General features: G+C 67.7%; 16 protein-coding genes and 3 rRNA genes. 12 read left to right on the top strand and 7 right to left on the bottom strand.

All coding sequences use genetic code 11. From position 1 onward, the window contains the following. Window positions 1-29: 29 nt before the first annotated feature. A complete protein-coding gene (locus DVK44_RS11165; protein ID WP_114659536.1) occupies window positions 30-458 on the bottom strand; it encodes a metallopeptidase family protein in 429 nt (142 codons plus the stop codon). A gap of 275 nt (window positions 459-733) precedes the next feature. Between DVK44_RS11165 and DVK44_RS11160 the strand changes: the two genes are divergently transcribed. The 8 genes from DVK44_RS11160 to DVK44_RS11125 all read left to right on the top strand — a co-directional run bounded on the left by DVK44_RS11160 (window position 734) and on the right by DVK44_RS11125 (window position 9,167). Continuing rightward, complete coding sequence (locus tag DVK44_RS11160; RefSeq protein WP_114665056.1) at window positions 734-1,162, top strand: DUF3499 domain-containing protein; 429 nt, start codon at window positions 734-736, stop codon at window positions 1,160-1,162. 117 nt (window positions 1,163-1,279) lie between these two features. After that, window positions 1,280-2,638: a phosphomannomutase/phosphoglucomutase gene (locus tag DVK44_RS11155; protein WP_114659535.1), complete on the top strand. Its 1,359-nt coding sequence runs from the start codon at window positions 1,280-1,282 to the stop codon at window positions 2,636-2,638. A 385-nt stretch (window positions 2,639-3,023) separates the two neighbouring features. After that, window positions 3,024-3,206, top strand: coding sequence for a Trm112 family protein (locus DVK44_RS11150; RefSeq protein ID WP_114659534.1), 183 nt, complete (start codon window positions 3,024-3,026; stop codon window positions 3,204-3,206). A gap of 39 nt (window positions 3,207-3,245) precedes the next feature. After that, entirely contained in the window at window positions 3,246-4,397 is a 1,152-nt protein-coding gene (locus DVK44_RS11145) for an SIS domain-containing protein (protein ID WP_114659533.1), read from the top strand. A 71-nt stretch (window positions 4,398-4,468) separates the two neighbouring features. After that, on the top strand, window positions 4,469-5,638 hold the full coding sequence (gene manA / locus DVK44_RS11140; RefSeq protein ID WP_114659532.1) for a mannose-6-phosphate isomerase, class I: 1,170 nt from the start codon (window positions 4,469-4,471) through the stop codon (window positions 5,636-5,638). 87 nt (window positions 5,639-5,725) lie between these two features. Further along, a complete protein-coding gene (locus DVK44_RS11135) occupies window positions 5,726-6,673 on the top strand; it encodes a cation diffusion facilitator family transporter (protein WP_114659531.1) in 948 nt (315 codons plus the stop codon). A 225-nt stretch (window positions 6,674-6,898) separates the two neighbouring features. Continuing rightward, window positions 6,899-8,356: an adenosylhomocysteinase gene (gene ahcY, locus DVK44_RS11130; protein ID WP_114659530.1), complete on the top strand. Its 1,458-nt coding sequence runs from the start codon at window positions 6,899-6,901 to the stop codon at window positions 8,354-8,356. A gap of 178 nt (window positions 8,357-8,534) precedes the next feature. Next, window positions 8,535-9,167, top strand: coding sequence for a hypothetical protein (locus DVK44_RS11125; protein ID WP_114659529.1), 633 nt, complete (start codon window positions 8,535-8,537; stop codon window positions 9,165-9,167). Window positions 9,168-9,215: 48 nt separating this feature from the next. Here DVK44_RS11125 and DVK44_RS11120 read toward each other — a convergent pair whose 3' ends face one another. Continuing rightward, window positions 9,216-10,145 carry an RDD family protein gene (locus DVK44_RS11120; protein WP_114659528.1) on the bottom strand — a complete coding sequence of 310 codons (930 nt, stop codon included), beginning with the start codon at window positions 10,143-10,145 and terminating at the stop codon, window positions 9,216-9,218. A gap of 121 nt (window positions 10,146-10,266) precedes the next feature. Here DVK44_RS11120 and DVK44_RS11115 point away from each other — a divergent pair, with 121 nt between their 5' ends. From DVK44_RS11115 to rrf, 4 genes are all read left to right on the top strand, one after another. Further along, window positions 10,267-11,274: a stage II sporulation protein M gene (locus DVK44_RS11115; protein WP_114659527.1), complete on the top strand. Its 1,008-nt coding sequence runs from the start codon at window positions 10,267-10,269 to the stop codon at window positions 11,272-11,274. Window positions 11,275-11,899: 625 nt separating this feature from the next. Then, window positions 11,900-13,425: ribosomal RNA gene (locus DVK44_RS11105) — 16S ribosomal RNA — on the top strand. A gap of 300 nt (window positions 13,426-13,725) precedes the next feature. Then, window positions 13,726-16,849 (top strand): 23S ribosomal RNA (locus DVK44_RS11100). Window positions 16,850-16,930: 81 nt separating this feature from the next. Continuing rightward, a 5S ribosomal RNA gene (gene rrf / locus DVK44_RS11095) occupies window positions 16,931-17,047 on the top strand. Together the 16S, 23S and 5S rRNA genes form the textbook arrangement of a ribosomal RNA operon. A gap of 138 nt (window positions 17,048-17,185) precedes the next feature. Here the strand turns inward: rrf and DVK44_RS11090 are convergent. Genes DVK44_RS11090 through DVK44_RS11070 form a run of 5 tightly spaced genes read right to left on the bottom strand, consistent with a single transcriptional unit; the run spans window position 17,186 to window position 22,625 of the window. Beyond that, window positions 17,186-18,496, bottom strand: a complete 1,311-nt coding sequence (locus DVK44_RS11090) for a DUF58 domain-containing protein (RefSeq protein WP_114659526.1) — start codon at window positions 18,494-18,496, stop codon at window positions 17,186-17,188. 11 nt (window positions 18,497-18,507) lie between these two features. After that, entirely contained in the window at window positions 18,508-19,518 is a 1,011-nt protein-coding gene (locus tag DVK44_RS11085) for an AAA family ATPase (protein ID WP_228447083.1), read from the bottom strand. Beyond that, on the bottom strand, window positions 19,515-20,705 hold the full coding sequence (locus DVK44_RS11080) for a DUF4350 domain-containing protein (protein WP_114659525.1): 1,191 nt from the start codon (window positions 20,703-20,705) through the stop codon (window positions 19,515-19,517). The genes DVK44_RS11085 and DVK44_RS11080 overlap by 4 nt, the downstream gene beginning before the upstream one ends. After that, on the bottom strand, window positions 20,702-21,385 hold the full coding sequence (locus tag DVK44_RS11075) for a DUF4129 domain-containing protein (protein WP_408055308.1): 684 nt from the start codon (window positions 21,383-21,385) through the stop codon (window positions 20,702-20,704). The genes DVK44_RS11080 and DVK44_RS11075 overlap by 4 nt, the downstream gene beginning before the upstream one ends. 4 nt (window positions 21,386-21,389) lie before the next feature. Continuing rightward, the gene (locus tag DVK44_RS11070) at window positions 21,390-22,625 is read right to left on the bottom strand and encodes a DUF7544 domain-containing protein (protein ID WP_114659524.1); all 1,236 of its coding nucleotides are present in this window, start codon (window positions 22,623-22,625) and stop codon (window positions 21,390-21,392) included. Window positions 22,626-22,686 lie beyond the last annotated feature (61 nt).

Raw genomic sequence — 22,686 nt, 5'->3', positions numbered from 1 at the left:
GGGGCAAACCGCCCCGCCCCCACCCCCGCCTAGTCCTGCCCGTACCGGGGATCGACGGACTCGGGAGCGAGCCCGAGCAGCTCCGCGACCTGCTCCACCACCACCTCGTGCACCAGCAGCGCGCGCTCGTCGCGGCTCTTGGTACGGATCTCCACGGGCCGCCGGTAGACCACGATGCGCGCCGGAGCGTTCTTGTCCGCGGGCTCCGAGCTGCCGAGCGGCACGGTGTCGTCCAGCGCGACCGGCACCTCCATGACCAGGAAATCGACCTCGGCCAGCTGGGGCCAGCGCCGCTCCAGCCGGTCCACCGAGTCCCGCACGAGATCGTGGAAGGACTCCGAGCGGCTGGTCGAGAGCGGCACCTGGGGCGGCGCGACCGGCCCGCGCATACCGCGGCCGTGGCGGTCGCGGCGGCGCGGACCCGGCTCGGCCGGGCGGGGAGATACAGGACTGTCCATCACTGACGCAGCGTAGCCCCGCGCCGGGAATCCGATATCTCGGCCGCCGCCCCCGCGCACGGCATGTCGCATATTGAGCATTCCGGCCAAGCCCGGACCCGTATTCCGGCACCCCCGCGATCACCGGCCCGGCCGCCAATGATGCCTTTTGCCCCGAGTGGTGACCGCGTCACCGGGCGTCGCTTCTCCGTCACGCATCTTTCCATGCAGGTCAGGGCAGTTGATTCCGGCCAACCGGAGCGGAGCGGCCGACCGCGACACGGGTGGGTGAGCGGGTGGCGAGTCGTCGCGGCCCGCTCAAGAGTGCGGTACCGTCCAACATCGTGAGCCCTGTACGTCGCTGTTCGCGCACCGCGTGCGGCCGTCCTGCTGTCGCGACACTGACGTACGTCTATGCCGACTCGACCGCGGTCCTCGGCCCGCTCGCCACCTACGCCGAGCCCCACTGCTACGACCTGTGTGCGGAACACAGCGAGCGGCTGACCGCTCCGCGCGGCTGGGAGGTCGTCCGCCTGACGGACGGCTCGGCCCCGTCACGCCCGAGCGGCGACGATCTCGAAGCGCTGGCCAACGCCGTACGGGAAGCGGCCCGCCCGCAGGAGCGCCCGGCGTCCGGCGGTGGCGGCAAGGGGACCCGGGGAGCGGACCCGGCGGAAGTCGGCCGACGAGGACATCTGCGCGTACTGCGCTCGCCGGAGTCCTGAGTTCTCCGTACGTACAGGACCCCGATGCCCCGCAAGGCACTACACCTAGGGGATCATCCCCATGTCCACGGGTAGTTTGACGGGTCCGTAGGGGAACGCAGTTCTGGAGGGTTGGCCGTGGCCGATTTGGCGCAGATCGTGAAGGCGTACGACATCCGCGGGCTCTGCCCCGAGCAGTTGGACGAGCCGCTCGCCGAACTCCTCGGCGCCGCCTTCGCCGAGGTCACCGAGGCCGGGTCGATCGTCATCGGCCACGACATGCGGCCCTCCTCGCCGGGCCTCGCCGCGGCCTTCGCCCGGGGCGCCGTCGCGCGCGGCACCGACGCCACGATCATCGGACTCTGCTCCACCGACCAGCTGTACTACGCGTCGGGGAACATGAACATCCCCGGCGCGATGTTCACGGCGTCGCACAACCCCGCCCGCTACAACGGCATCAAGCTCTGCCGCGCCGGGGCCGCGCCCGTCGGCCAGGACACGGGCCTGGCGGAGATCCGCGCCCTGACCGAACACTGGCTGGCGCAGGGCACCCCGCCCGCTGTCACCCCGCCGGGCACCCTCACCCGGCGCGACACGCTGCGCGACTACGCGGCGTATCTGCTCTCCCTCGTCGACCTCTCCTCGATCCGCCCGCTGAAGGTCGTCGTGGACGCGGGCAACGGCATGGGCGGCCACACCGTCCCCACCGTCCTCGCCGGCCTCCCGCTCGATGTCGTACCGATGTACTTCGAGCTGGACGGCACCTTCCCCAACCACGAGGCCAACCCCCTCGACCCCAAGAACCTCGTCGACCTCCAGGCCCGCGTCCGCGCCGAGGGCGCCGACCTGGGCCTCGCCTTCGACGGCGACGCCGACCGCTGCTTCGTCATCGACGAGCGCGGCGAGGGCGTCTCCCCGTCGGCCATCACCGCCCTCGTCGCGGCGCGCGAACTCGCCAAGCACCCGGGCGGCACGGTCATCCACAACCTCATCACCTCCTGGTCCGTCCCCGAAGTCGTCAAGGAACACGGCGGCACCCCCGTACGCACCCGCGTCGGCCACTCCTTCATCAAGCAGGAAATGGCCACCACCGGCGCGGTCTTCGGCGGCGAGCACTCCGCGCACTACTACTTCCGCGACTTCTGGAACGCCGACACCGGCATGCTCGCGGCCCTCCATGTCCTGGCCGCCCTCGGCACCCAGCCCGGCCCCCTCTCCGAACTGGTCTCCTCGTACGACCGGTACGCGGCCTCCGGCGAGATCAACTCCACGGTCACCGACCAGTCCGCCCGAACGGCCGCCGTCCACGCGGCCTTCGCCACCCGCGACGACGTCACCTTCGACGACCTTGACGGCCTCACGGTCACGGCCGCCGACTGGTGGCTCAACCTCCGCCCCTCGAACACGGAACCGCTGCTGAGGCTGAACGTGGAGGCGAGGGACAGGGAAACGATGGAGCACATCAGGGACGAGGCTCTGACCCTCATCAGAGGCTGAGCTTCCGGGCTCGACCCGCGACGTTTGGACACGGGCCGTCCACCTACCGGAGGGGGCCGGGGTCGCAGGAGGTGACGTCCCCGGATGTAGAGCGTGATTTGTGCCGCTGTACGGTCCGCAGTCGAAGAACGCCGCCGCGCGGCGGCGTAAATCATGCATCCGGGGATGCGCCTCCGGAGTGCCCCGGCCCCCGGCACGGGGAAACCGACCCGCACCCCGAACCGGCCCGCACTACGACCCCCCGCCGGGAGGCGACCCCGCCCCGGCTCCCGGCACGAAACGAACCGGCCCGCACCCCGCACCGCCAAAGACCACGGCCCCTTAGACGGGAGGCGGACCGGTACGCTGACGTGGCCCGATCCACATGTTCGAAGGGACGCCCCCCATGCCGCTCGAAGCAGGTCTCCTGGAGATCCTCGCCTGCCCCGCCTGCCACGCCCCGCTCGCCGACCGCACCGCGGCCGACACCCCCGAGCTGGTCTGCACCGGCGAGGACTGCGGTCTGGCCTACCCGGTACGCGACGACATCCCCGTCCTCCTGGTGGACGAGGCGCGCCGCCCCGCATAACCGCAGCCGCAACCCCGGTCCAACGGAGGTCCATCCCCCATGCTCGACGAGTCGCTGCTCGACGCTCCGGAAGAGCTGACCCGCGCCGACCGCCAGGGTCTGCTCCGCGGCGCGGCCGAGGCCGGCGCCCGCGTCCGTACCGCGCTGCGGCACTCCGCGGAGGCCGGCGTGATGGCGCTGAGCCCCGAGGGCCGCCCCCGCGCCGTACTCATCGCGGGTTCGGGCGCCGCCGCGACCGGCACCGCCGACATCCTCGCCGCGCTGGCCGCGCCCGCCGCTCCCGTGACCCGGCTCCGCCCCACCGGTGTGGCCCCCGCCGCCGGTGCGCTGCGGTGGACGCTGCCGGGCTGGGCCGGCCCCGTGGATCTGCTGCTGATCGCCACGACGGACGGCAGCGAACCCGGGCTGGCGCTCCTCGTGGATCAGGCGTACCGCCGCGGCTGTACGGTCGTCGCCGTCGCCCCGGAGCGCTCGCCGCTGAGCGAGGAACTGGGCGGTACGCGCGGTCTCCTCGTACCGATGGCGAAGGCGCCGAACGAGTTCGCGCGGGAGACGGAAGACGGCGCTGCGCCGGCCGCCGCGCCCGGAGCGCTGTGGGCGCTGCTCGTCCCGCTGCTGGCGCTCCTCGACCGGGCGGGGCTGCTGACCGCGCCGGCCGAGACGCTTCAGCTCGTGGCCGACCGGCTGGACCGCGTGGCGGAACGCTGCGGTCCGGCCATCGCGACGTACAGCAACCCGGCCAAGACGCTCGCCGCCGAACTCGCCGACAGCCTCCCGCTGGTCTGGACGGAGGGCCCGGCCGCGGCCCCCGCCGGGCGCCGCTTCGCCGACGTACTGGCCGAGCTGACCGGCCGGCCCGCGCTCGCCGCGGAGCTGCCCGAGGCGATCACGGCGCACGGCGCGCTGCTCGTGGGCGATCTGTCGGGCGGCGAGGCGGGACCGGACGACTTCTTCCGCGACCGCGTGGAGGACCGGCCGGCGCTGCGCGCACGGATCGTGCTGCTCAGGGACCGCCCGACGGGCGGGCTGACCGCAGCGCCGGCCGCGCGCGAACTCGCGCTGGGACATGACACGGCGATCAGCGAACTGGAGCCAGAGGAGGGCGGCGAGCTGGAAGCGCTCGCCGAACTGATCGCGGTGACGGACTTCGCGACGGTCTATCTGGCGCTGGCGGGCGAAACCCCCGCCTGACAGCAAGCACGCACCCGCACACAAATCCACCACCCGCACAGAACACCCCCCCCGTACAAGGAAGCTCACTCATGGACCGCCTCTCCAACACCGTGCGCCCCTACGCGTGGGGATCCACCACCGCCATCCCCGAACTCCTCGGCGAGACCCCCACGGGCGAACCCCAGGCCGAGATGTGGCTCGGCGCCCACCCGGGCGCCCCGTCGCGGCTCGACCGGGGCGCCGGCGCCGGGGAGCAGACGCTCTCCGGCCTGATCGACGCCGACCCCGCCGCCGAACTCGGCGCCGCCGCCGTGGAGAAGTTCGGCCCGCGCTTGCCGTTCCTGCTCAAGATCCTCGCGGCGGGCTCGCCGCTCTCGCTCCAGGTCCACCCCGATCTCGCCCAGGCGAAGGCGGGTTACGCGGACGAGGAGAGCCGGGGCGTGCCGATCGACGCGCCCCACCGCAACTACAAGGACGCCAACCACAAGCCCGAACTGATCTGCGCGCTCACCCCCTTCGACGGACTGTGCGGCTTCCGCGCGCCGGCGGAGGCCGCCGACCTGCTCGCGGGGCTGGACGTCGACGCGCTCAAGCCGTACGTCGACCTGCTGCGCGCCCACCCCGAAGAGGCCGCGCTGCGCGAGGTCCTGACGGCCGTCCTGGCCGCGGATCCGGACGAGATGACGGCGACGGTCACCGAGACCGCGGCGGCCGCGGAACGCCTCGGCGGCGACTACGCGCCCTACGCGTCGATCGCGCGCCACTACCCCGGCGACCCGGGCGTCATCGCGGCCATGCTCCTCAACTACGTGCGGCTCCAGCCCGGCGAGGCGCTCTTCCTGGGAGCGGGCGTCCCGCACGCCTATCTCAACGGCCTGGGCGTCGAGATCATGGCCAACTCGGACAACGTCCTGCGCTGCGGCCTCACGCCCAAGCACGTCGACGTCCCCGAACTGCTCCGTATCGTGCGCTTCGAGGCGACCGACCCGGGCGTGCTGCGCCCGGAGGTGTCCGCCTCCGGCGAGGAGGTGTACGACACGCCCATCGACGAGTTCAGGCTCTCCCGCTACGCCCTCGCGCCGGGCGGCGCACCGCGCGACCTGACCGCCGCCACCCCGCAGATCCTGCTCTGCACAGCCGGCGAGCCCCGGGCGAACGGTCTCGCGCTGACCCCGGGCGGCTCGGTCTTCGTACCGGCGGGCGAAAAGGCCGAACTGTCCGGTACGGGAACCGTTTTCCGCGCCACCGTGGTGGTCTGAGAGGAACGGCCGCACCACGGGCTGCGACAATTCCCGCCGTACAGCGGCGCCAGGGCCGCAGAACACGGAAGGGAAACCCACGCACCCATGAGCGCGTCCGGCGGAACCAAGGCGATTGTGGCGGCACTCGGCGCCAATCTCGCCATCGCGGTAGCCAAGTTCGTTGCGTTCGCCTTCAGCGGCTCCTCTTCGATGCTCGCCGAGGGTGTGCACTCCCTCGCCGACTCCGGCAACCAGGGGCTGCTGCTCCTCGGCGGCAAGAAGGCGAAGCGCGCGGCCACGGAGGAGCATCCCTTCGGCTACGGCCGCGAGCGCTACATCTACGCCTTCCTCGTCTCCATCGTGCTGTTCTCGGTCGGTGGCATGTTCGCCATCTACGAGGGCTACGAGAAGATCAAGCACCCGCACGAGATCACCTCCTGGTACTGGCCGGTCGGGGTGCTCGTCTTCGCGATCATCGCGGAGGGCTTCTCGTTCTGGACGGCCATCAAGGAGTCCAACGCCACGCGGGGGACGCAGTCCTGGAAGGAGTTCATCCGCCGGTCGAAGGCGCCTGAGCTGCCCGTCGTGCTGCTGGAGGACTTCGGCGCGCTGATCGGTCTCGTTCTCGCGCTCGGCGGTGTGGGGGTCGCCGTGCTCACCGGCGACGGCATCTGGGACGGCATCGGCACGCTCTGCATCGGCATCCTCCTCATCGTGATCGCCCTGGTGCTCGCGGCCGAGACGAAGTCCCTGCTCCTCGGCGAGTCCGCGGGCGCGGAGGACGTACGGAAGATCAAGGCCGCGATCGTCGACGACGAGGTCGTGACCGGCATCATCCACATGCGCACGCTCCACCTCGGCCCCGAGGAGCTGCTGGTCGCGGCCAAGATCGCGGTCGAGCACGACGACACGGCGGGCGAGGTCGCCGCGGCCATCAACGCGGCCGAGTCCCGGATCCGGGAGGCGGTGCCGATCGCCCGGGTGATCTATCTGGAGCCCGACATCTACAGCGCGTCGGCCGCCGCCGCGGGGACGAACCCGGCCAAGGACTGACTCCTTCGCCGATCGGCTGTGGGCGGCCGGACCGTCCGGTGTAGATTCGTGGACAGAGCCAGACGTCGCTGCTGATGGCGGTCGGGCGGCCCGCTTGCGGACCGGCCGAGGGAGAGAGGGCCTCCGACGGACTGGGCCGCGAGCGCCCGGGCATCCGTATGCCCGCCGCCGCAGAGCCAGCCGTACGTATTCACCCTCGACACCCTTCACGAGGAGCAGCTCGCTATGACGACTGTCGCCAACCGACAGGACTTCAAGGTCGCCGATCTCTCGCTCGCCGAGTTCGGCCGCAAAGAGATCACTCTCGCCGAGCACGAGATGCCCGGCCTGATGTCGATCCGCAAGGAGTACGCCGCGGCGCAGCCGCTGGCCGGCGCCCGGGTCACCGGCTCCCTGCACATGACCGTGCAGACCGCCGTGCTCATCGAGACCCTGGTCGCGCTCGGCGCGGACGTCCGCTGGGCGTCCTGCAACATCTTCTCCACCCAGGACCACGCCGCCGCCGCCATCGCGGTCGGCCCGCACGGCACCCCGGACGACCCGAAGGGCGTCCCCGTCTTCGCCTGGAAGGGCGAGACGCTGGAGGAGTACTGGTGGTGCACGGAGCAGGCCCTGACCTGGCCCAACAGCCCCACCGGCGGCCCGAACATGATCCTGGACGACGGCGGTGACGCCACCCTCCTGGTGCACAAGGGCGTCGAGTTCGAGAAGGCCGGCGAGGCCCCGGACCCGGCCACGGCGGACAGCGAGGAGTACAGCTACATCCTCCGTCTGCTGAACCGCACCCTCTCCGAGAACCCGCAGAAGTGGACCCGGCTCGCGTCCGAGATCCGCGGTGTCACGGAGGAGACCACGACCGGTGTCCACCGGCTGTACGAGATGCATCGTGATGGCACTCTCCTGTTCCCGGCGATCAACGTCAACGACGCGGTCACCAAGTCGAAGTTCGACAACAAGTACGGCTGCCGCCACTCGCTGATCGACGGCATCAACCGCGCCACCGACGTCCTGATCGGCGGCAAGGTCGCGGTCGTCTGCGGCTACGGCGACGTCGGCAAGGGCTGTGCCGAGTCCCTGCGCGGCCAGGGCGCCCGCGTGATCATCACGGAGATCGACCCGATCTGCGCGCTCCAGGCGGCGATGGACGGCTACCAGGTCGCGACGCTGGACGATGTCGTCTCCATCGCCGACATCTTCGTCACCACGACGGGCAACAAGGACATCATCATGGCCGCCGACATGGCCAAGATGAAGCACCAGGCGATCGTCGGGAACATCGGCCACTTCGACAACGAGATCGACATGGCCGGTCTGGCGAAGATCGACGGCATCGTCAAGGACGAGGTCAAGCCCCAGGTCCACACCTGGACCTTCCCGGACGGCAAGACCCTCATCATCCTGTCCGAGGGCCGCCTGCTGAACCTGGGCAACGCGACCGGCCACCCGTCCTTCGTGATGTCCAACTCGTTCGCGGACCAGACGCTGGCCCAGATCGAGCTGTTCACCAAGCAGGAGGAGTACCCGACCGACGTCTATGTGCTGCCCAAGCACCTGGACGAGAAGGTCGCCCGCCTCCACCTCGACGCGCTCGGCGTGAGGCTCACGACGCTCCGCCCCGAGCAGGCCGCGTACATCGGTGTCGAGGTCGAAGGCCCGTACAAGCCCGACCACTACCGCTACTGAGACCCGGAGGCCACGGCCTCCGGACGACAGTGACGCAGAACAGGCCCCCGCACCCCCGTGACGGGGGCCTGTTCCGTCAGTGACGGGCCCGGGCGGGCGAGACCGTACGAACGGACTCGCCGGCCGAAGCCCCGAGGGACCAGAAAGATCCGAAAGCCCCGAAGGACCTCGAAGCCCCATGCCCCGCGGCCGGTATTCGCTCCATGACCCGCACGACCACACCCCTCTCGGCGACGAACACTTCCACTGCGCGCCAGGCCCCTCCGGCTGGCGCTATGTCTCCCGGATCACCGCTCCCGCCGGGATCACCACTCCCTCCGGCGACGACGCGGGCTCCGTCGATCTGGCCCTCGACGAACTCGGCCGCCCCATCCGTCTCCAACTCCTCGCCGCCGACTGGGAAGTCCGCGGCGCCGCACTCGACGGCGTCACCTGGGTCCGTACCGACCCCACCGGTGTCCATGCCACAGAAGGCAATGTGCGCGCCCACGCCTTCACCGGCACTTCCCCCGCCTTCCTCGTGGCGATCACCCGCCTGCTCCGCCTCACCCCCGCTTCCCCCGCGACGCGCGTACGCCTCGTGGCCTTCACCGACCCCGTCCTGGCACCCCGGACCGTGGACCAGTCCTGGGCGCTGGTGAACAGTGAAGCGCATGCCACTGACAATGGCCCCCTGATCGTGGACGAGTACCAGGTCAGCGCCCTGGACACCGGTGAGCAGCACACGGTCCACCTGGCCGGCGACGTGGTGCTCGCGGCCCCCGGGATCGAACTCGAAGACCTCGAATCCCCACCCTCGCCCCTGGCTTGACCCACCCCGCCCCGCCCCGAACCTCCCGACCCGGACCTGATCCGGTCTCTACGCGGGCGGTACGAACCCGGTGGCGGGCCGCGGAGGGACGGGCGCCGGAGCGGGCGAGGGACCGGACGGAGCCAGGGGACCGGAAGGGGCCGTGGGACCGAAAGAGGCCACGGGACCGGAAGTGGGCACGGGACCGAAAGAGGCCACAGGGCCGGGAGCGGGCGAGCCGGTCGGAGCACCGGGCCCGAAGGCCCGCCGGGCGTCCCGCGCCTGCCGCTCGTTCATCACGGCCGCCAGATAGGCCGCCGCGGGCACTCCCTGCGGCGCGGGCGCCCCCGTACGCGCCACCAGATCATCCGCGAGCCGCTCGGCCATCGCCCGGCTCACCGCCGCGTCCAGCTGTTCCATACGCGTCAAGTACTGGCGTACCGCGAGCCAGAGCCCGTCCGGCACGGCGGACAGGTCCAGCTCCGCGAACCGCCCCACGAGCCAGGGCGGGGGCGGCGGCACAGTGGCCATGTGCGGGGTCGGCACCCTCTCCCGTACCACCAGCGTCCCGGCGAACACATCGCCGATCCGCCGGCCGCGCGCGGACACCAGCGACGCGATACAGGCGATGACACCGAAGGTCATGAGGAGTTCCACCGCGCCCAGCGCCCCACGCACGAGGGCGTGCCGGAACCGGATGGGCCCGCCGTCGTCCCGTACGACCCGCAGGCCGACGGCCAGCTTGCCCAGCGACCGCCCGTGGCTGAGCGTCTCCACGGCCACCGGCCCGCCCACCAGGACCAGCAGGAACGTCGCGACGGAGAGGGCGGCGACCGCGGCGTCGTCCAGGGCGCTGGTCGAGGCCACCACCCCGAGCGACACCGCCAGATAGACCGACCAGACGACCACCATGTCGATCAGCAGAGCCAGCGCCCGGCTCGGCAGCTTCGCCGGCCGGAGCCCCAGCACGACCGCGTCGCCCGTCACAAGCTCATTCACCGGTGCCCCACCCCTCTGCCGACCTTCCCTGCCCCTGAAGTTCCCAGTCTGCCAAGCTGGCCCGCAGCGCGCCGCAGTAGTACAGACCGTACGCACCCAGTGCCTGGAGCAGCAGCCGACCATGGATCTCGATGTCTTCGTGACCGCCCACCGCGCCGAGTGGGACCGCCTGGAACATCTCCTGCGCCGGGGCCGCCGCCTCACCGGTGCCGAGGCCGACGAACTCGTCGCGCTCTACCAACGCACGTCGACGCACCTCTCACTGATCCAGTCCAGCGCCCCTGACCCCATGCTCACCTCGCGCCTCACGCAGCTCGTCGCCCGCGCCCGTGCCACGGTCACGGGTACGCGACGCGCCGGCTGGCGGGACGCCACGGCCTTTCTGACGGCGGGCTTTCCCGCGGCTGTGTACCGCTCGCGGCGCTGGTGGATCCCTACGGCGCTGCTCTCCACGCTGCTGGCCGTGGTGATCGGCTGGTGGATATCCGTACACCCCGAGGTCCAGTCCGCGATCGCGGCCCCGGAGGCGCTGCGCCAGATGACGCGACCGGGAGGGGAGTACGAGACGTACTACTCAAGCCATCCGGCGGCGTCCTTCGCGGCCCAGGTCTGGACGAACAACGCGCAGGCCGCCGCGATGTGCCTGGTCCTGGGCGCCTTCCTGTGCCTGCCGGTGATCTGGATCCTCTTCGTCAACGTGCTGAACCTGGGCGTCGGCATCGGCCTGATGGCGGCGGCCGGCCGGCTGGACACCTTCCTCGGCCTGATCATTCCGCACGGTCTGCTCGAACTGACGGCGGTCTTCGTCGCGGCGGGTACGGGCCTGCGCCTGGGCTGGACGGTCATCGACCCCGGCCCGCACTCCCGCCGTACGGCACTGGCCCGCGAGGGCCGCGCGGCCCTCGGCATGGCCATCGGACTCGCACTGGTCCTCTTCATCTCGGGCCTCATCGAAGGCTTCGTCACCCCGTCCGGCCTGCCGACCTGGGCACGCATCGCGATAGGCGTCGCCGCCGAACTGGCCTTCCTCGCCTACGTCTACATCCTGGGCGGCCGAGCGGCCCGCGCCGGCGACACAGGAGATGTGGAGGCCCCGGACCGAAGCGCCGAACTCCCCGTCGCGGCCTGATGTGCGCCGCACGTCCCCGACCTGTTAGTCTCCTCTTCGCCCCACAAAGACCGTTGACACGGCCTGGGTGGGGAGGTAGATTTGAACGGTTGCCTCGAAGTTGGACAAGCTTCGGGTGCGGAAGTTAATCTCTACGAGACTCCCGGCAGGAAATCGAATTTCCGGTCGAGTCCGTCGAAAGACAAAAGGCCAGTCCAAAGGCCACCAGAATTCTTGAGGCAGAACACGCCGAGTGAGTCTGGTAGAGTCGGAACCGCCGGAAAGGGAAAACGCGAAAGCGAAGAACTGGAAAGCAAGCCCCGCTCCGACGGGGAATCGGACACGAAAGAGTCTGATAGAGTCGGAAACGCAAGACGGAAACAAAACAAGAAACACCGAAGGGAAAGCGCCCGGAGGAAAGCCCCAGAAAACAGTCTGCGGGTGAGTACGAAGGAAGCGTCCGTTCCTTGAGAACTCAACAGCGTGCCAAAAGTCAACGCCAGATATGTTGATACCCCGACCTACCGAATACTCGGTGGGTTGAGGTTCCTTTGAAGAAAAACACAGCGAGGACGCTGTGAACCACTGGTCTTATTCCGGCCGGTGGTTCCGCTCTCGTGTGTGCTAGCCGGATATCCGGTAAACATTCACGGAGAGTTTGATCCTGGCTCAGGACGAACGCTGGCGGCGTGCTTAACACATGCAAGTCGAACGATGAAGCCTTTCGGGGTGGATTAGTGGCGAACGGGTGAGTAACACGTGGGCAATCTGCCCTTCACTCTGGGACAAGCCCTGGAAACGGGGTCTAATACCGGATAATACTTTTCTCCGCATGGGGGAAGGTTGAAAGCTCCGGCGGTGAAGGATGAGCCCGCGGCCTATCAGCTTGTTGGTGGGGTGATGGCCTACCAAGGCGACGACGGGTAGCCGGCCTGAGAGGGCGACCGGCCACACTGGGACTGAGACACGGCCCAGACTCCTACGGGAGGCAGCAGTGGGGAATATTGCACAATGGGCGAAAGCCTGATGCAGCGACGCCGCGTGAGGGATGACGGCCTTCGGGTTGTAAACCTCTTTCAGCAGGGAAGAAGCGCAAGTGACGGTACCTGCAGAAGAAGCACCGGCTAACTACGTGCCAGCAGCCGCGGTAATACGTAGGGTGCGAGCGTTGTCCGGAATTATTGGGCGTAAAGAGCTCGTAGGCGGCTTGTCGCGTCGGATGTGAAAGCCCGGGGCTTAACCCCGGGTCTGCATTCGATACGGGCAGGCTAGAGTGTGGTAGGGGAGATCGGAATTCCTGGTGTAGCGGTGAAATGCGCAGATATCAGGAGGAACACCGGTGGCGAAGGCGGATCTCTGGGCCATTACTGACGCTGAGGAGCGAAAGCGTGGGGAGCGAACAGGATTAGATACCCTGGTAGTCCACGCCGTAAACGTTGGGAACTAGGTGTTGGCGACATTCCACGTCGTCGGTGCCGCAGCTAACGCATTAAGTTCCCCGCCTGGGGAGTACGGCCGCAAGGCTAAAACTCAAAGGAATTGACGGGGGCCCGCACAAGCAGCGGAGCATGTGGCTTAATTCGACGCAACGCGAAGAACCTTACCAAGGCTTGACATACACCGGAAACGGCCAGAGATGGTCGCCCCCTTGTGGTCGGTGTACAGGTGGTGCATGGCTGTCGTCAGCTCGTGTCGTGAGATGTTGGGTTAAGTCCCGCAACGAGCGCAACCCTTGTTCTGTGTTGCCAGCATGCCTTTCGGGGTGATGGGGACTCACAGGAGACTGCCGGGGTCAACTCGGAGGAAGGTGGGGACGACGTCAAGTCATCATGCCCCTTATGTCTTGGGCTGCACACGTGCTACAATGGCCGGTACAATGAGCTGCGATGTCGCGAGGCGGAGCGAATCTCAAAAAGCCGGTCTCAGTTCGGATTGGGGTCTGCAACTCGACCCCATGAAGTCGGAGTTGCTAGTAATCGCAGATCAGCATTGCTGCGGTGAATACGTTCCCGGGCCTTGTACACACCGCCCGTCACGTCACGAAAGTCGGTAACACCCGAAGCCGGTGGCCCAACCCCTTGTGGGAGGGAGCTGTCGAAGGTGGGACTGGCGATTGGGACGAAGTCGTAACAAGGTAGCCGTACCGGAAGGTGCGGCTGGATCACCTCCTTTCTAAGGAGCATTTCTTACCAGGGCTTGCTCTGGTCAGAGGCCAGTACATCGGCGAATGTCCGGTGCTGGTTGCTCATGGGTGGAACGTTGACTATTCGGCACATCAGGTTTCTTCTGCAAGTACTGCTTCGGCGTGGAACGCAGTGGGGGATCGGGTGTGCCGGGCGCGCTGTTGGGTGTCTGAGGGTGCGAGCGTTGCTCGCCCTTCGGGTTGCCGGCCCCAGTGAACTCGCCTGTGAAGGTGGGGTGGTGGGTGGCTGGTCGTTGTTTGAGAACTGCACAGTGGACGCGAGCATCTGTGGCCAAGTTTTTAAGGGCGCACGGTGGATGCCTTGGTACCAGGAACCGATGAAGGACGTGGGAGGCCGCGATAGGCCCCGGGGAGCTGTCAACCGAGCTTTGATCCGGGGGTGTCCGAATGGGGAAACCCGGCAGTCGTCATGGGCTGTCACCCGCTGCTGAACACATAGGCAGTGTGGAGGGAACGAGGGGAAGTGAAACATCTCAGTACCCTCAGGAAGAGAAAACAACCGTGATTCCGGGAGTAGTGGCGAGCGAAACCGGATGAGGCCAAACCGTATGCGTGTGATACCCGGCAGGGGTTGCGCATGCGGGGTTGTGGGAGTTCTTTTGATCGGTCTGCCGGCCGGTCGGCGAGTCAGAAACCGTATGGATAGGCGAAGGACATGCGAAAGGTCCGGCGTAGAGGGTAAGACCCCCGTAGCTGAAATCTGTACGGCTCGTTTGAGAACCACCCAAGTAGCACGGGGCCCGAGAAATCCCGTGTGAATCTGGCGGGACCACCCGCTAAGCCTAAATATTCCCTGGTGACCGATAGCGGATAGTACCGTGAGGGAATGGTGAAAAGTACCGCGGGAGCGGAGTGAAATAGTACCTGAAACCGTGTGCCTACAAGCCGTGGGAGCGTCGCGCGCCGAGTTTACTCGGTGCGTCGTGACTGCGTGCCTTTTGAAGAATGAGCCTGCGAGTTTGCGGTGTGTTGCGAGGTTAACCCGTGTGGGGAAGCCGTAGCGAAAGCGAGTCCGAATAGGGCGTTATAGTAGCGCGCTCAAGACCCGAAGCGGAGTGATCTAGCCATGGGCAGGTTGAAGCGGAGGTAAGACTTCGTGGAGGACCGAACCCACCAGGGTTGAAAACCTGGGGGATGACCTGTGGTTAGGGGTGAAAGGCCAATCAAACTCCGTGATAGCTGGTTCTCCCCGAAATGCATTTAGGTGCAGCGTCGTGTGTTTCTTGCCGGAGGTAGAGCACTGGATAGGCGATGGGCCCTACCGGGTTACTGACCTTAGCCAAACTCCGAATGCCGGTAAGTGAGAGCGCGGCAGTGAGACTGTGGGGGATAAGCTCCATGGTCGAGAGGGAAACAGCCCAGAGCATCGACTAAGGCCCCTAAGCGTACGCTAAGTGGGAAAGGATGTGGAGTCGCAGAGACAACCAGGAGGTTGGCTTAGAAGCAGCCATCCTTGAAAGAGTGCGTAATAGCTCACTGGTCAAGTGATTCCGCGCCGACAATGTAGCGGGGCTCAAGCGTACCGCCGAAGTCGTGTCATTGCAGCATGAGGGCCAACGCCCGCTGTGATGGGTAGGGGAGCGTCGTGTGCCGGGTGAAGCAGCAGCGGAAGCTAGTTGTGGACGGTTCACGAGTGAGAATGCAGGCATGAGTAGCGATACACACGTGGGAAACGTGTGCGCCGATTGACTAAGGGTTCCTGGGTCAAGCTGATCTGCCCAGGGTAAGTCGGGACCTAAGGCGAGGCCGACAGGCGTAGTCGATGGACAACCGGTTGATATTCCGGTACCCGCTTTGAAACGCCCAGTATCGAATCCATTGATGCTAAGGCCGTGAAGCCGTCCTGGATCCTTCGGGTGAAGGGGAGTGGTGGAGCCGCTGAACCAAGGTGGTAGTAGGTAAGCGATGGGGTGACGCAGGAAGGTAGTCCAGCCCGGGCGGTGGTTGTCCCGGGGTAAGGGTGTAGGGCGTTGTCCAGGTAAATCCGGATGACATTGAGCCTGAGACCTGATGCCGAGCCGATTGTGGTGAAGTGGATGATCCTATGCTGTCGAGAAAAGCCTCTAGCGAGTTTCATGGCGGCCCGTACCCTAAACCGACTCAGGTGGTCAGGTAGAGAATACCGAGGCGTTCGGGTGAACTATGGTTAAGGAACTCGGCAAAATGCCCCCGTAACTTCGGGAGAAGGGGGGCCATTCTGGGTGATGAGTTTTGCACTCTGAGCTTGGGGTGGCCGCAGAGACCAGCGAGAAGCGACTGTTTACTAAAAACACAGGTCCGTGCGAAGCCGTAAGGCGATGTATACGGACTGACGCCTGCCCGGTGCTGGAACGTTAAGGGGACCGGTTAGCTGACTTTCGGGTTGGCGAAGCTGAGAACTTAAGCGCCAGTAAACGGCGGTGGTAACTATAACCATCCTAAGGTAGCGAAATTCCTTGTCGGGTAAGTTCCGACCTGCACGAATGGCGTAACGACTTCTCGACTGTCTCAACCATAGGCCCGGTGAAATTGCACTACGAGTAAAGATGCTCGTTTCGCGCAGCAGGACGGAAAGACCCCGGGACCTTTACTATAGTTTGATATTGGTGTTCGGTTCGGCTTGTGTAGGATAGGTGGGAGACTTTGAAGCTTGGACGCCAGTTCAGGTGGAGTCGTCGTTGAAATACCACTCTGGTCGTGCTGGATGTCTAACCTGGGTCCGTGATCCGGATCAGGGACAGTGTCTGATGGGTAGTTTAACTGGGGCGGTTGCCTCCTAAAGAGTAACGGAGGCGCCCAAAGGTTCCCTCAGCCTGGTTGGTAATCAGGTGTTGAGTGTAAGTGCACAAGGGAGCTTGACTGTGAGACCGACGGGTCGAGCAGGGACGAAAGTCGGGACTAGTGATCCGGCGGTGGCTTGTGGAAGCGCCGTCGCTCAACGGATAAAAGGTACCCCGGGGATAACAGGCTGATCTTCCCCAAGAGTCCATATCGACGGGATGGTTTGGCACCTCGATGTCGGCTCGTCGCATCCTGGGGCTGGAGTCGGTCCCAAGGGTTGGGCTGTTCGCCCATTAAAGCGGTACGCGAGCTGGGTTTAGAACGTCGTGAGACAGTTCGGTCCCTATCCGCTGCGCGCGCAGGAGTCTTGAGAAGGGCTGTCCCTAGTACGAGAGGACCGGGACGGACGAACCTCTGGTGTGCCAGTTGTTCTGCCAAGGGCATGGCTGGTTGGCTACGTTCGGAAAGGATAACCGCTGAAAGCATCTAAGCGGGAAGCCTGCTTCGAGATGAGGACTCCCACCCCCTTTGAGGGGTTAAGGCTCCCAGTAGATGACTGGGTTGATAGGCCAGATGTGGAAGACCGGTAACGGTTGGAGCTGACTGGTACTAATAGGCCGAGGGCTTGTCCTCAGTTGCTCGCGTCCACTGTGTTAGTTCTGAAGTAACGAACAGCCGTGTTGTCATCCGGTAGTTTGGTTAACTTCATAGTGTTTCGGTGGTCATTGCGTGAGGGAAACGCCCGGTTACATTCCGAACCCGGAAGCTAAGCCTCACAGCGCCGATGGTACTGCAGGGGGGACCCTGTGGGAGAGTAGGACGCCGCCGAACAATTATTGTGGGAATGCCCTGTGCCAGGTATCTGGTACAGGGCATTTCTGCGTTCAGGGCCCTTTCGGGGCCCTTTTTCCTTTCCAGGGTCGGATGATCCGTATGGCCAATCGCCATGGCGGCGCGTAAAGAGAAATGTCAGAGGCGCCCTGCCGCTTTGAGTGCCAGATAGGCGTCGGCGAGTGCCGGCGCCAGGTTGTCCGGGGTGGCATCCACGACGGTCACACCGTGGCGCTGCAACTGCTCGGCCGTACGGAGCCGCTGAGCCGTTGCCTGGCTTCCCGCGGCTGCCTCGTACACCGCGTCCACTGTGCCCCGGGCCGCGCTCATCTTCTCGATATGCGGGTCGGCCACCGACGCCACGAGAACTGTGTGGCGACGCGTGAGCTGGGCGAGGACGGGGAGGAGCCCCTCCTCGACCGGGGCCGCGTCGAGGCTGGTGAGCAGGACGAGGAGCGAACGGCGGGGGGCGTGCTTCAGTGCCGCTGTGCTGAGGCCACGGGCATCCGTCTCCACCAGCTCCGGTTCCAGCGTTGCCATCGCGTTGACCATGGAGGGTATGACATCGCCCGCCGAGCGGCCCAGGACCTGTGCACGGGTGCGGCGGTCGTAGGCGAGGAGATCGACGCGGTCGCCGGCTCGTGAGGCCAGGGCGGTCAGGAGGAGCGCGGCGTCCATCGACGCGTCGAGTCGTGGCACATCGCCGACGCGGCCGGCCGAGGTGCGGCCGGTGTCGAGGACGATCAGGAGATGCCGGTCGCGCTCGGGGCGCCAGGTGCGTACCGCCACGGCCGACTGGCGCGCGGTGGCCCGCCAGTCGATGGACCGGGTGTCATCACCGGGCACGTACTCGCGGAGGCTGTCGAACTCGGTGCCCTCGCCACGGGTGAGCACGCTTGTGCGGCCGTCCAGTTCCCGGAGGCGGGCGAGCCGGGACGGCAGGTGTTTGCGGCTGGTGAAGGGCGGCAGTACGCGTACGGTCCACGGCACCTCGTGGCTGCCTTGGCGCGCGGCCAGGCCCAGCGGCCCGAACGAGCGCACGGTGACGCGCTCGGACCGCCGGTCGCCGCGTCGGGTGGGGCGCAGGAACGTGGTCAGGCGGCGACGCTCGCCGGCCGGGACGGTCAGTGCGTGGCGGGAGGAATCCTGCTCGTCGCCCGCGGGCCAGCTGCTCGGCTGCCAGGCGTCCCGAACTCGGGCGCGCAGACGGCGACTTGAGCGGTTGGTGACGGTGAGCTGTACCTCCGCGCCGTCACCGAGTCGAACAGAAGTGTCACCGCTTCGGGTGAATTGGAGCGTTTTCACTGGTGCGGCCAGGGCGTAGTCGCACAGAATGGCGAGTGAGAGGGGCGCGTTGACAGCGAGAATCCCCGCCCAGCTGGGGGCGAACAGGCCGACGGGGAGAGAGCCAAGAGCGGCGAGGAGCGCGGTTCGTCCGGTGAGGGCCATGGTTCAACACCTCATCGGGGGACAGGGACTTGGGCGAGGATCGCGGTGATGACGGAGTCGGCGGTGACGCCCTCCATCTCGGCCTCGGGCCGCAGATGGACGCGGTGGCGGAGAGTCGGCAGAGCCAGGGCCTTCACATCGTCCGGGGTGACATAGTCCCGGCCGGTGAGCCAGGCCCACGCGCGGGCGGTGGAGAGCAGGGCGGTGGCGCCTCGGGGAGAGACGCCGAGCGCGAGCGAGGGGGAATCACGAGTGGTACGGCAGATATCGACGACGTAGCCCGCGATCTCGGGCGAGACGGAAGTCTTGGCGACGGCATCGCGCGCGGCTTCCAGGTCGGCGGGCCCCGCGACGGGCCGTATCCCCGCGGCCTGGAGATCGCGCGGGTTGAAGCCTTCCGCGTGCCGGGTCAGGACGCTGATCTCGTCGTCGCGGGACGGCAGCGGCACGGTGAGTTTGAGCAGGAAGCGGTCGAGCTGGGCTTCGGGAAGGGGGTAGGTGCCCTCGTACTCGACCGGGTTCTGGGTGGCCACCACCAGGAATGGATCGGGCAGCGGGCGCGGGGTGCCGTCGACCGTGACCTGGCGCTCCTCCATCGCTTCCAGGAGCGATGACTGTGTCTTGGGCGGAGTGCGGTTGATCTCGTCGGCCAGCAGCAGATGGGTGAATACGGGACCCTGCTGGAAGGAGAACTCGGCGGTGCGGGTGTCGTAGACCAGCGATCCCGTGATGTCGCTCGGCATCAGGTCGGGGGTGAACTGGACGCGCTTGGTGTCGAGTTCGAGGGAAGCGGCGAGTGCCCGGACGAGAAGGGTCTTCGCGACGCCGGGGACGCCTTCCAGGAGGACGTGGCCGCGGCAGAGCAGGGCGACGACCAGCCCGGTGACGGCGGGGTCCTGGCCGACCACCGCCTTCGCGATCTCGGCGCGGAGTGCCTCCAGGGAGGCGCGGGCGCTGTCCGCGGTCGCGGTGTCCGCGGTGATTCCGGCGGTCCCGGCGTTGGGTGCGGTCGGGGCACTCATGAAGTGCGTACCTCTCTTTCGAGGGCGTCGAGTTGGTCCGCCAGGCGGACGAGAGCGTTGTCGTCGGCCGGCGCCGGGCCGAAGAGCAGGGTGGCCGGGTCCAGCGCGGTGGCGGGAAGCCGGACGGAGATCGGGGGGAGCAGGGCGTCGGGGGTGTGGGCCTCGGTGGGCGGTACACCGAGGAGGGCGGCGAGCCGGTTCTGAGCTGCCTGGCGCAGTGCGGCGGCGGCATGGGAGCGGGCGTTCGCCTTGCGGTAGAGGCGGGCGCGGCCCTCGGTGGACTCCGATGCCCTGGTGGCGACGGGGAGCCGTTCGGTCACGAGCGGACCGAGCCGACGGGAGCGCCAGATGGCGGCGAGTACGGCGGCGAGGAGGAGCTGGAAGGCGCCCCAGAGCCAACCGGACGGGATCAGAGCGAGGAAGGCACTCTCGCCGTCGTCGCTTTCCTCGACGGCGGAGACATCACTGAGCGAAGGGAGGTACCAGACGAGATGAGGCCGGGAGCCGAGCACTTGCAGGGCCAGCGAGGCATTTCCCTCGTGGTCGAGACGCTTGTTGAACAGAATGTCGGGCGACCCCAGCAGGACGGTGTCGCCGGAGCCCGTTTCTTCCACCCGGAGCAGGGACGGCAGGCCGTCGGTGGGGTAGCAGGCGTCGGTGTCGGGCGAGTCGGTGATGTAGCGCTCCCCGCCGATGTCGGCTTTCCCCGCGCGGATGGCGGCGGGGAAGTCGCACCGGGGCGCGGAGGTCCCGACGGGGATGGGGGTGGACGCGCGGACGCCGGGGACGAGTGTGTCCACGGAAGGGGTTCCGGCACCGAGCAGGACGGTGCGGCCGGCCGAGAAGGCCATCGTGGTGTGCAGTGTGTGCTGCTGGCGGGGTGTCAGCAGGTCGGGCACCGTGACCAGGAGGGTGGTGTCGGTGCCGGCGGCGGAGGTGGCGGCGTCGAGGGTGGTCACCACGTCGACGGTGACTCCGTTGCTCTTGAGCAGTTCGGCGACGGCGCGGCTGCCGTACGGGTCGGCGGAGCGGGGGTCGAGGACGCCGTGCTGGTCGCCGGAGCGGATCGCCGCCATGGTGACGCCGGCGGCCAGAAGGATTACCAGGGCGAGGAGCAGCCCGCGGCTTCGGTTCCAGAGCTGCCGGGACGTGGGGGAGAGCGTGGTGGAGGTGTTCGTGGAGGTCACTCGGCAGGTCCTCCGGCGGCGGTGCTCAGCTGGGGTTTGGTGCGCTGGAGGTCGGTATCGAGTTCGCGCAGCCACAGATATGTCCGGTGGTCCGCGGTGCGTCCTCCGTATGTGACGTCGTCGAATTCCCTGGCGGCGGTGCGGAGCCGGGCCGCGTGGTCGGGGAGGGCGCGTGCGGCTTCGTCGGCGGCTTCGTCGGCGGTGCGGCCGGGGCGGGGGTCGAGCAGGGACCGTTCCTCCAGGGAGCGGACGATGGCGCGCATCCGTTCCTGGACGGCCTCGGTCCAGCGGTTCGCGGCGGCGTGCCGTTCGGCGGCGGCGCGGTGTTCCGCGGCGCTGCGCGGGCCCTGGTCGAAGAGTTCTTCCGGTCCGCCGGCCGGCCGGCGGGGTGTGCCCAGGCGCCACCAGAGGGCGGTGAGGAGGGCCACGACGATCAGAATGATGACGACGGCGCCGAGCGGGCCGCCGGGGGCGGCGCCGGAGACCGAGTCGAGGAGGTCACCGACCCAGTCCCAGAAGGCGTTTATCGCTTGGACCAGAAGGTTCGGGTCGCTCTCGTGGTACATCGGTTTGGACAGCTCCCGCTCCGCCGCCTCTCGGGCGGGGACGCGTGGAGTGTCCACCGGTATCTCGCCGCTGACGCGGATCAGCAATTCCTTCGCTCCCCCCGGAATGGACACTGTGTCAGTTCCCGGGGGCGTGCCGGCCCGGCTGCTCCGTGCTGTCGGCGGACACCCCGGCGGCACGGGCCAGTTCGAGGTCGAGGGCCTCGCGCCGGATGCGCTGGTCCACGTAGAGGAGGACGGTGACACCGGCGGCGATCGGGTAGGTGATCGTGTTGGTGATCACCGCGCCGATGCCGGTGATGATCAGGAAGGGCCACCCGAAGCTCGGGGTGTCGCCGGCGAGCAGGCCGTCGAGGCCGGAGCTGTCGGCGAGGAGGGCGATGACGCTGAACGGGATGGCGACGACCAGCGAGATGAACATGATCAGCACGAAGGTCAGGGCCTGGATGCCGAAGATCCGCCACCAGGTGCCGTTGACGAGCTTCGCGGAGCGGCGCAGGGACGCCACGACGCCCTGACGTTCCAGCATGAGCGCGGGGGAGGCGAGGCTGAAGCGGACCATCAGCCAGACGACGACGCCGAAGGCGGCGAATCCGCCGAGCACGGCCAGTGCGGCTCCCGCATCGGATCCCACGAGCACACCGGGGAGGATACCGACCGCTATCACGAGGACGCTGATGAGCGGCACCAGCACGGTGAGACCGAGCAGTTGGGCGAGCCGGGGCCGGGCTTCGTGCCAGGCGTCCGGGAGTGTGACGGGGCGTCCGACCACGGAGCGGCTGATCACCACGGTCAGGATCGCGGTGCTGAAGATCGTGCTGATCAGCATGATGAGCAGGGAGGGAAGCTCGGCGGCAAGGCTGCCCTGGAGGGAGTCGGCGGTCTGCCGGAGTGCTTCCGCGGCGCCCGCGTTCGCGTCCACCGCGATGGGTTCGGGGATCAGATAGCGCTGGACGAGTATGTCGCTGATCTGGGAGATGACGGCGACGACGAGGCTGACGCTGAGCACCGTGCGCCAGTGGGTGCGCAGGGTCGATACGGCGCCGTCGAGGATCTCGCCGACGCCGAGGGGGCGGAGGGGGATCACACCGGGCTTGGCGGCGGGCGGTTTGCCCCAGTTGCCGCCCCAGCCGCCGCCCTGGCCGGGGGCGCCCCAGCCGGGGGTGGGCGGGGGCGGGCCGCCGGGGCCGCCGGCGGGGGTGCTCGGCGGGGACCACTGGCCGGGCGGCGGCTGGGCCGCGGACCACTTGGAGGGGGCGGCGTCGTCGGCGGGCGCGGCCTGGCCCGGCACGGTGGCGTCCTGGCCGTCGGACGGGGCGGATCCGGGCGAGGCCCAGCCCGGAGTGTCGTTCACGGTCGTCCACCTCGTGGATTGGTTGCGGATTCTGCTTCGGCGGGCCGGATTTTCGGTGGTA

The sequence above is a fragment of the Streptomyces paludis genome, from assembly GCF_003344965.1.
Taxonomy (GTDB): Bacteria; Actinomycetota; Actinomycetes; order Streptomycetales; family Streptomycetaceae; genus Streptomyces; species Streptomyces paludis.
Note: the sequence above shows the minus strand (reverse complement) of the source record. Positions and strands in the feature narration are given on the sequence as shown.

Coding starts and splice junctions, on each gene's coding strand:
- DVK44_RS11165 (WP_114659536.1), bottom strand. CDS start 458: ATGGACAGTCCTGTATCTCCCCGCCCGGCCGAGCCGGGTCCGCGCCGC.
- DVK44_RS11150 (WP_114659534.1), top strand. CDS start 3,024: ATGCCGCTCGAAGCAGGTCTCCTGGAGATCCTCGCCTGCCCCGCCTGC.
- DVK44_RS11145 (WP_114659533.1), top strand. CDS start 3,246: ATGCTCGACGAGTCGCTGCTCGACGCTCCGGAAGAGCTGACCCGCGCC.
- manA (WP_114659532.1), top strand. CDS start 4,469: ATGGACCGCCTCTCCAACACCGTGCGCCCCTACGCGTGGGGATCCACC.
- DVK44_RS11135 (WP_114659531.1), top strand. CDS start 5,726: ATGAGCGCGTCCGGCGGAACCAAGGCGATTGTGGCGGCACTCGGCGCC.
- ahcY (WP_114659530.1), top strand. CDS start 6,899: ATGACGACTGTCGCCAACCGACAGGACTTCAAGGTCGCCGATCTCTCG.
- DVK44_RS11125 (WP_114659529.1), top strand. CDS start 8,535: ATGCCCCGCGGCCGGTATTCGCTCCATGACCCGCACGACCACACCCCT.
- DVK44_RS11115 (WP_114659527.1), top strand. CDS start 10,267: ATGGATCTCGATGTCTTCGTGACCGCCCACCGCGCCGAGTGGGACCGC.
- DVK44_RS11090 (WP_114659526.1), bottom strand. CDS start 18,496: ATGGCCCTCACCGGACGAACCGCGCTCCTCGCCGCTCTTGGCTCTCTC.
- DVK44_RS11085 (WP_228447083.1), bottom strand. CDS start 19,518: ATGAGTGCCCCGACCGCACCCAACGCCGGGACCGCCGGAATCACCGCG.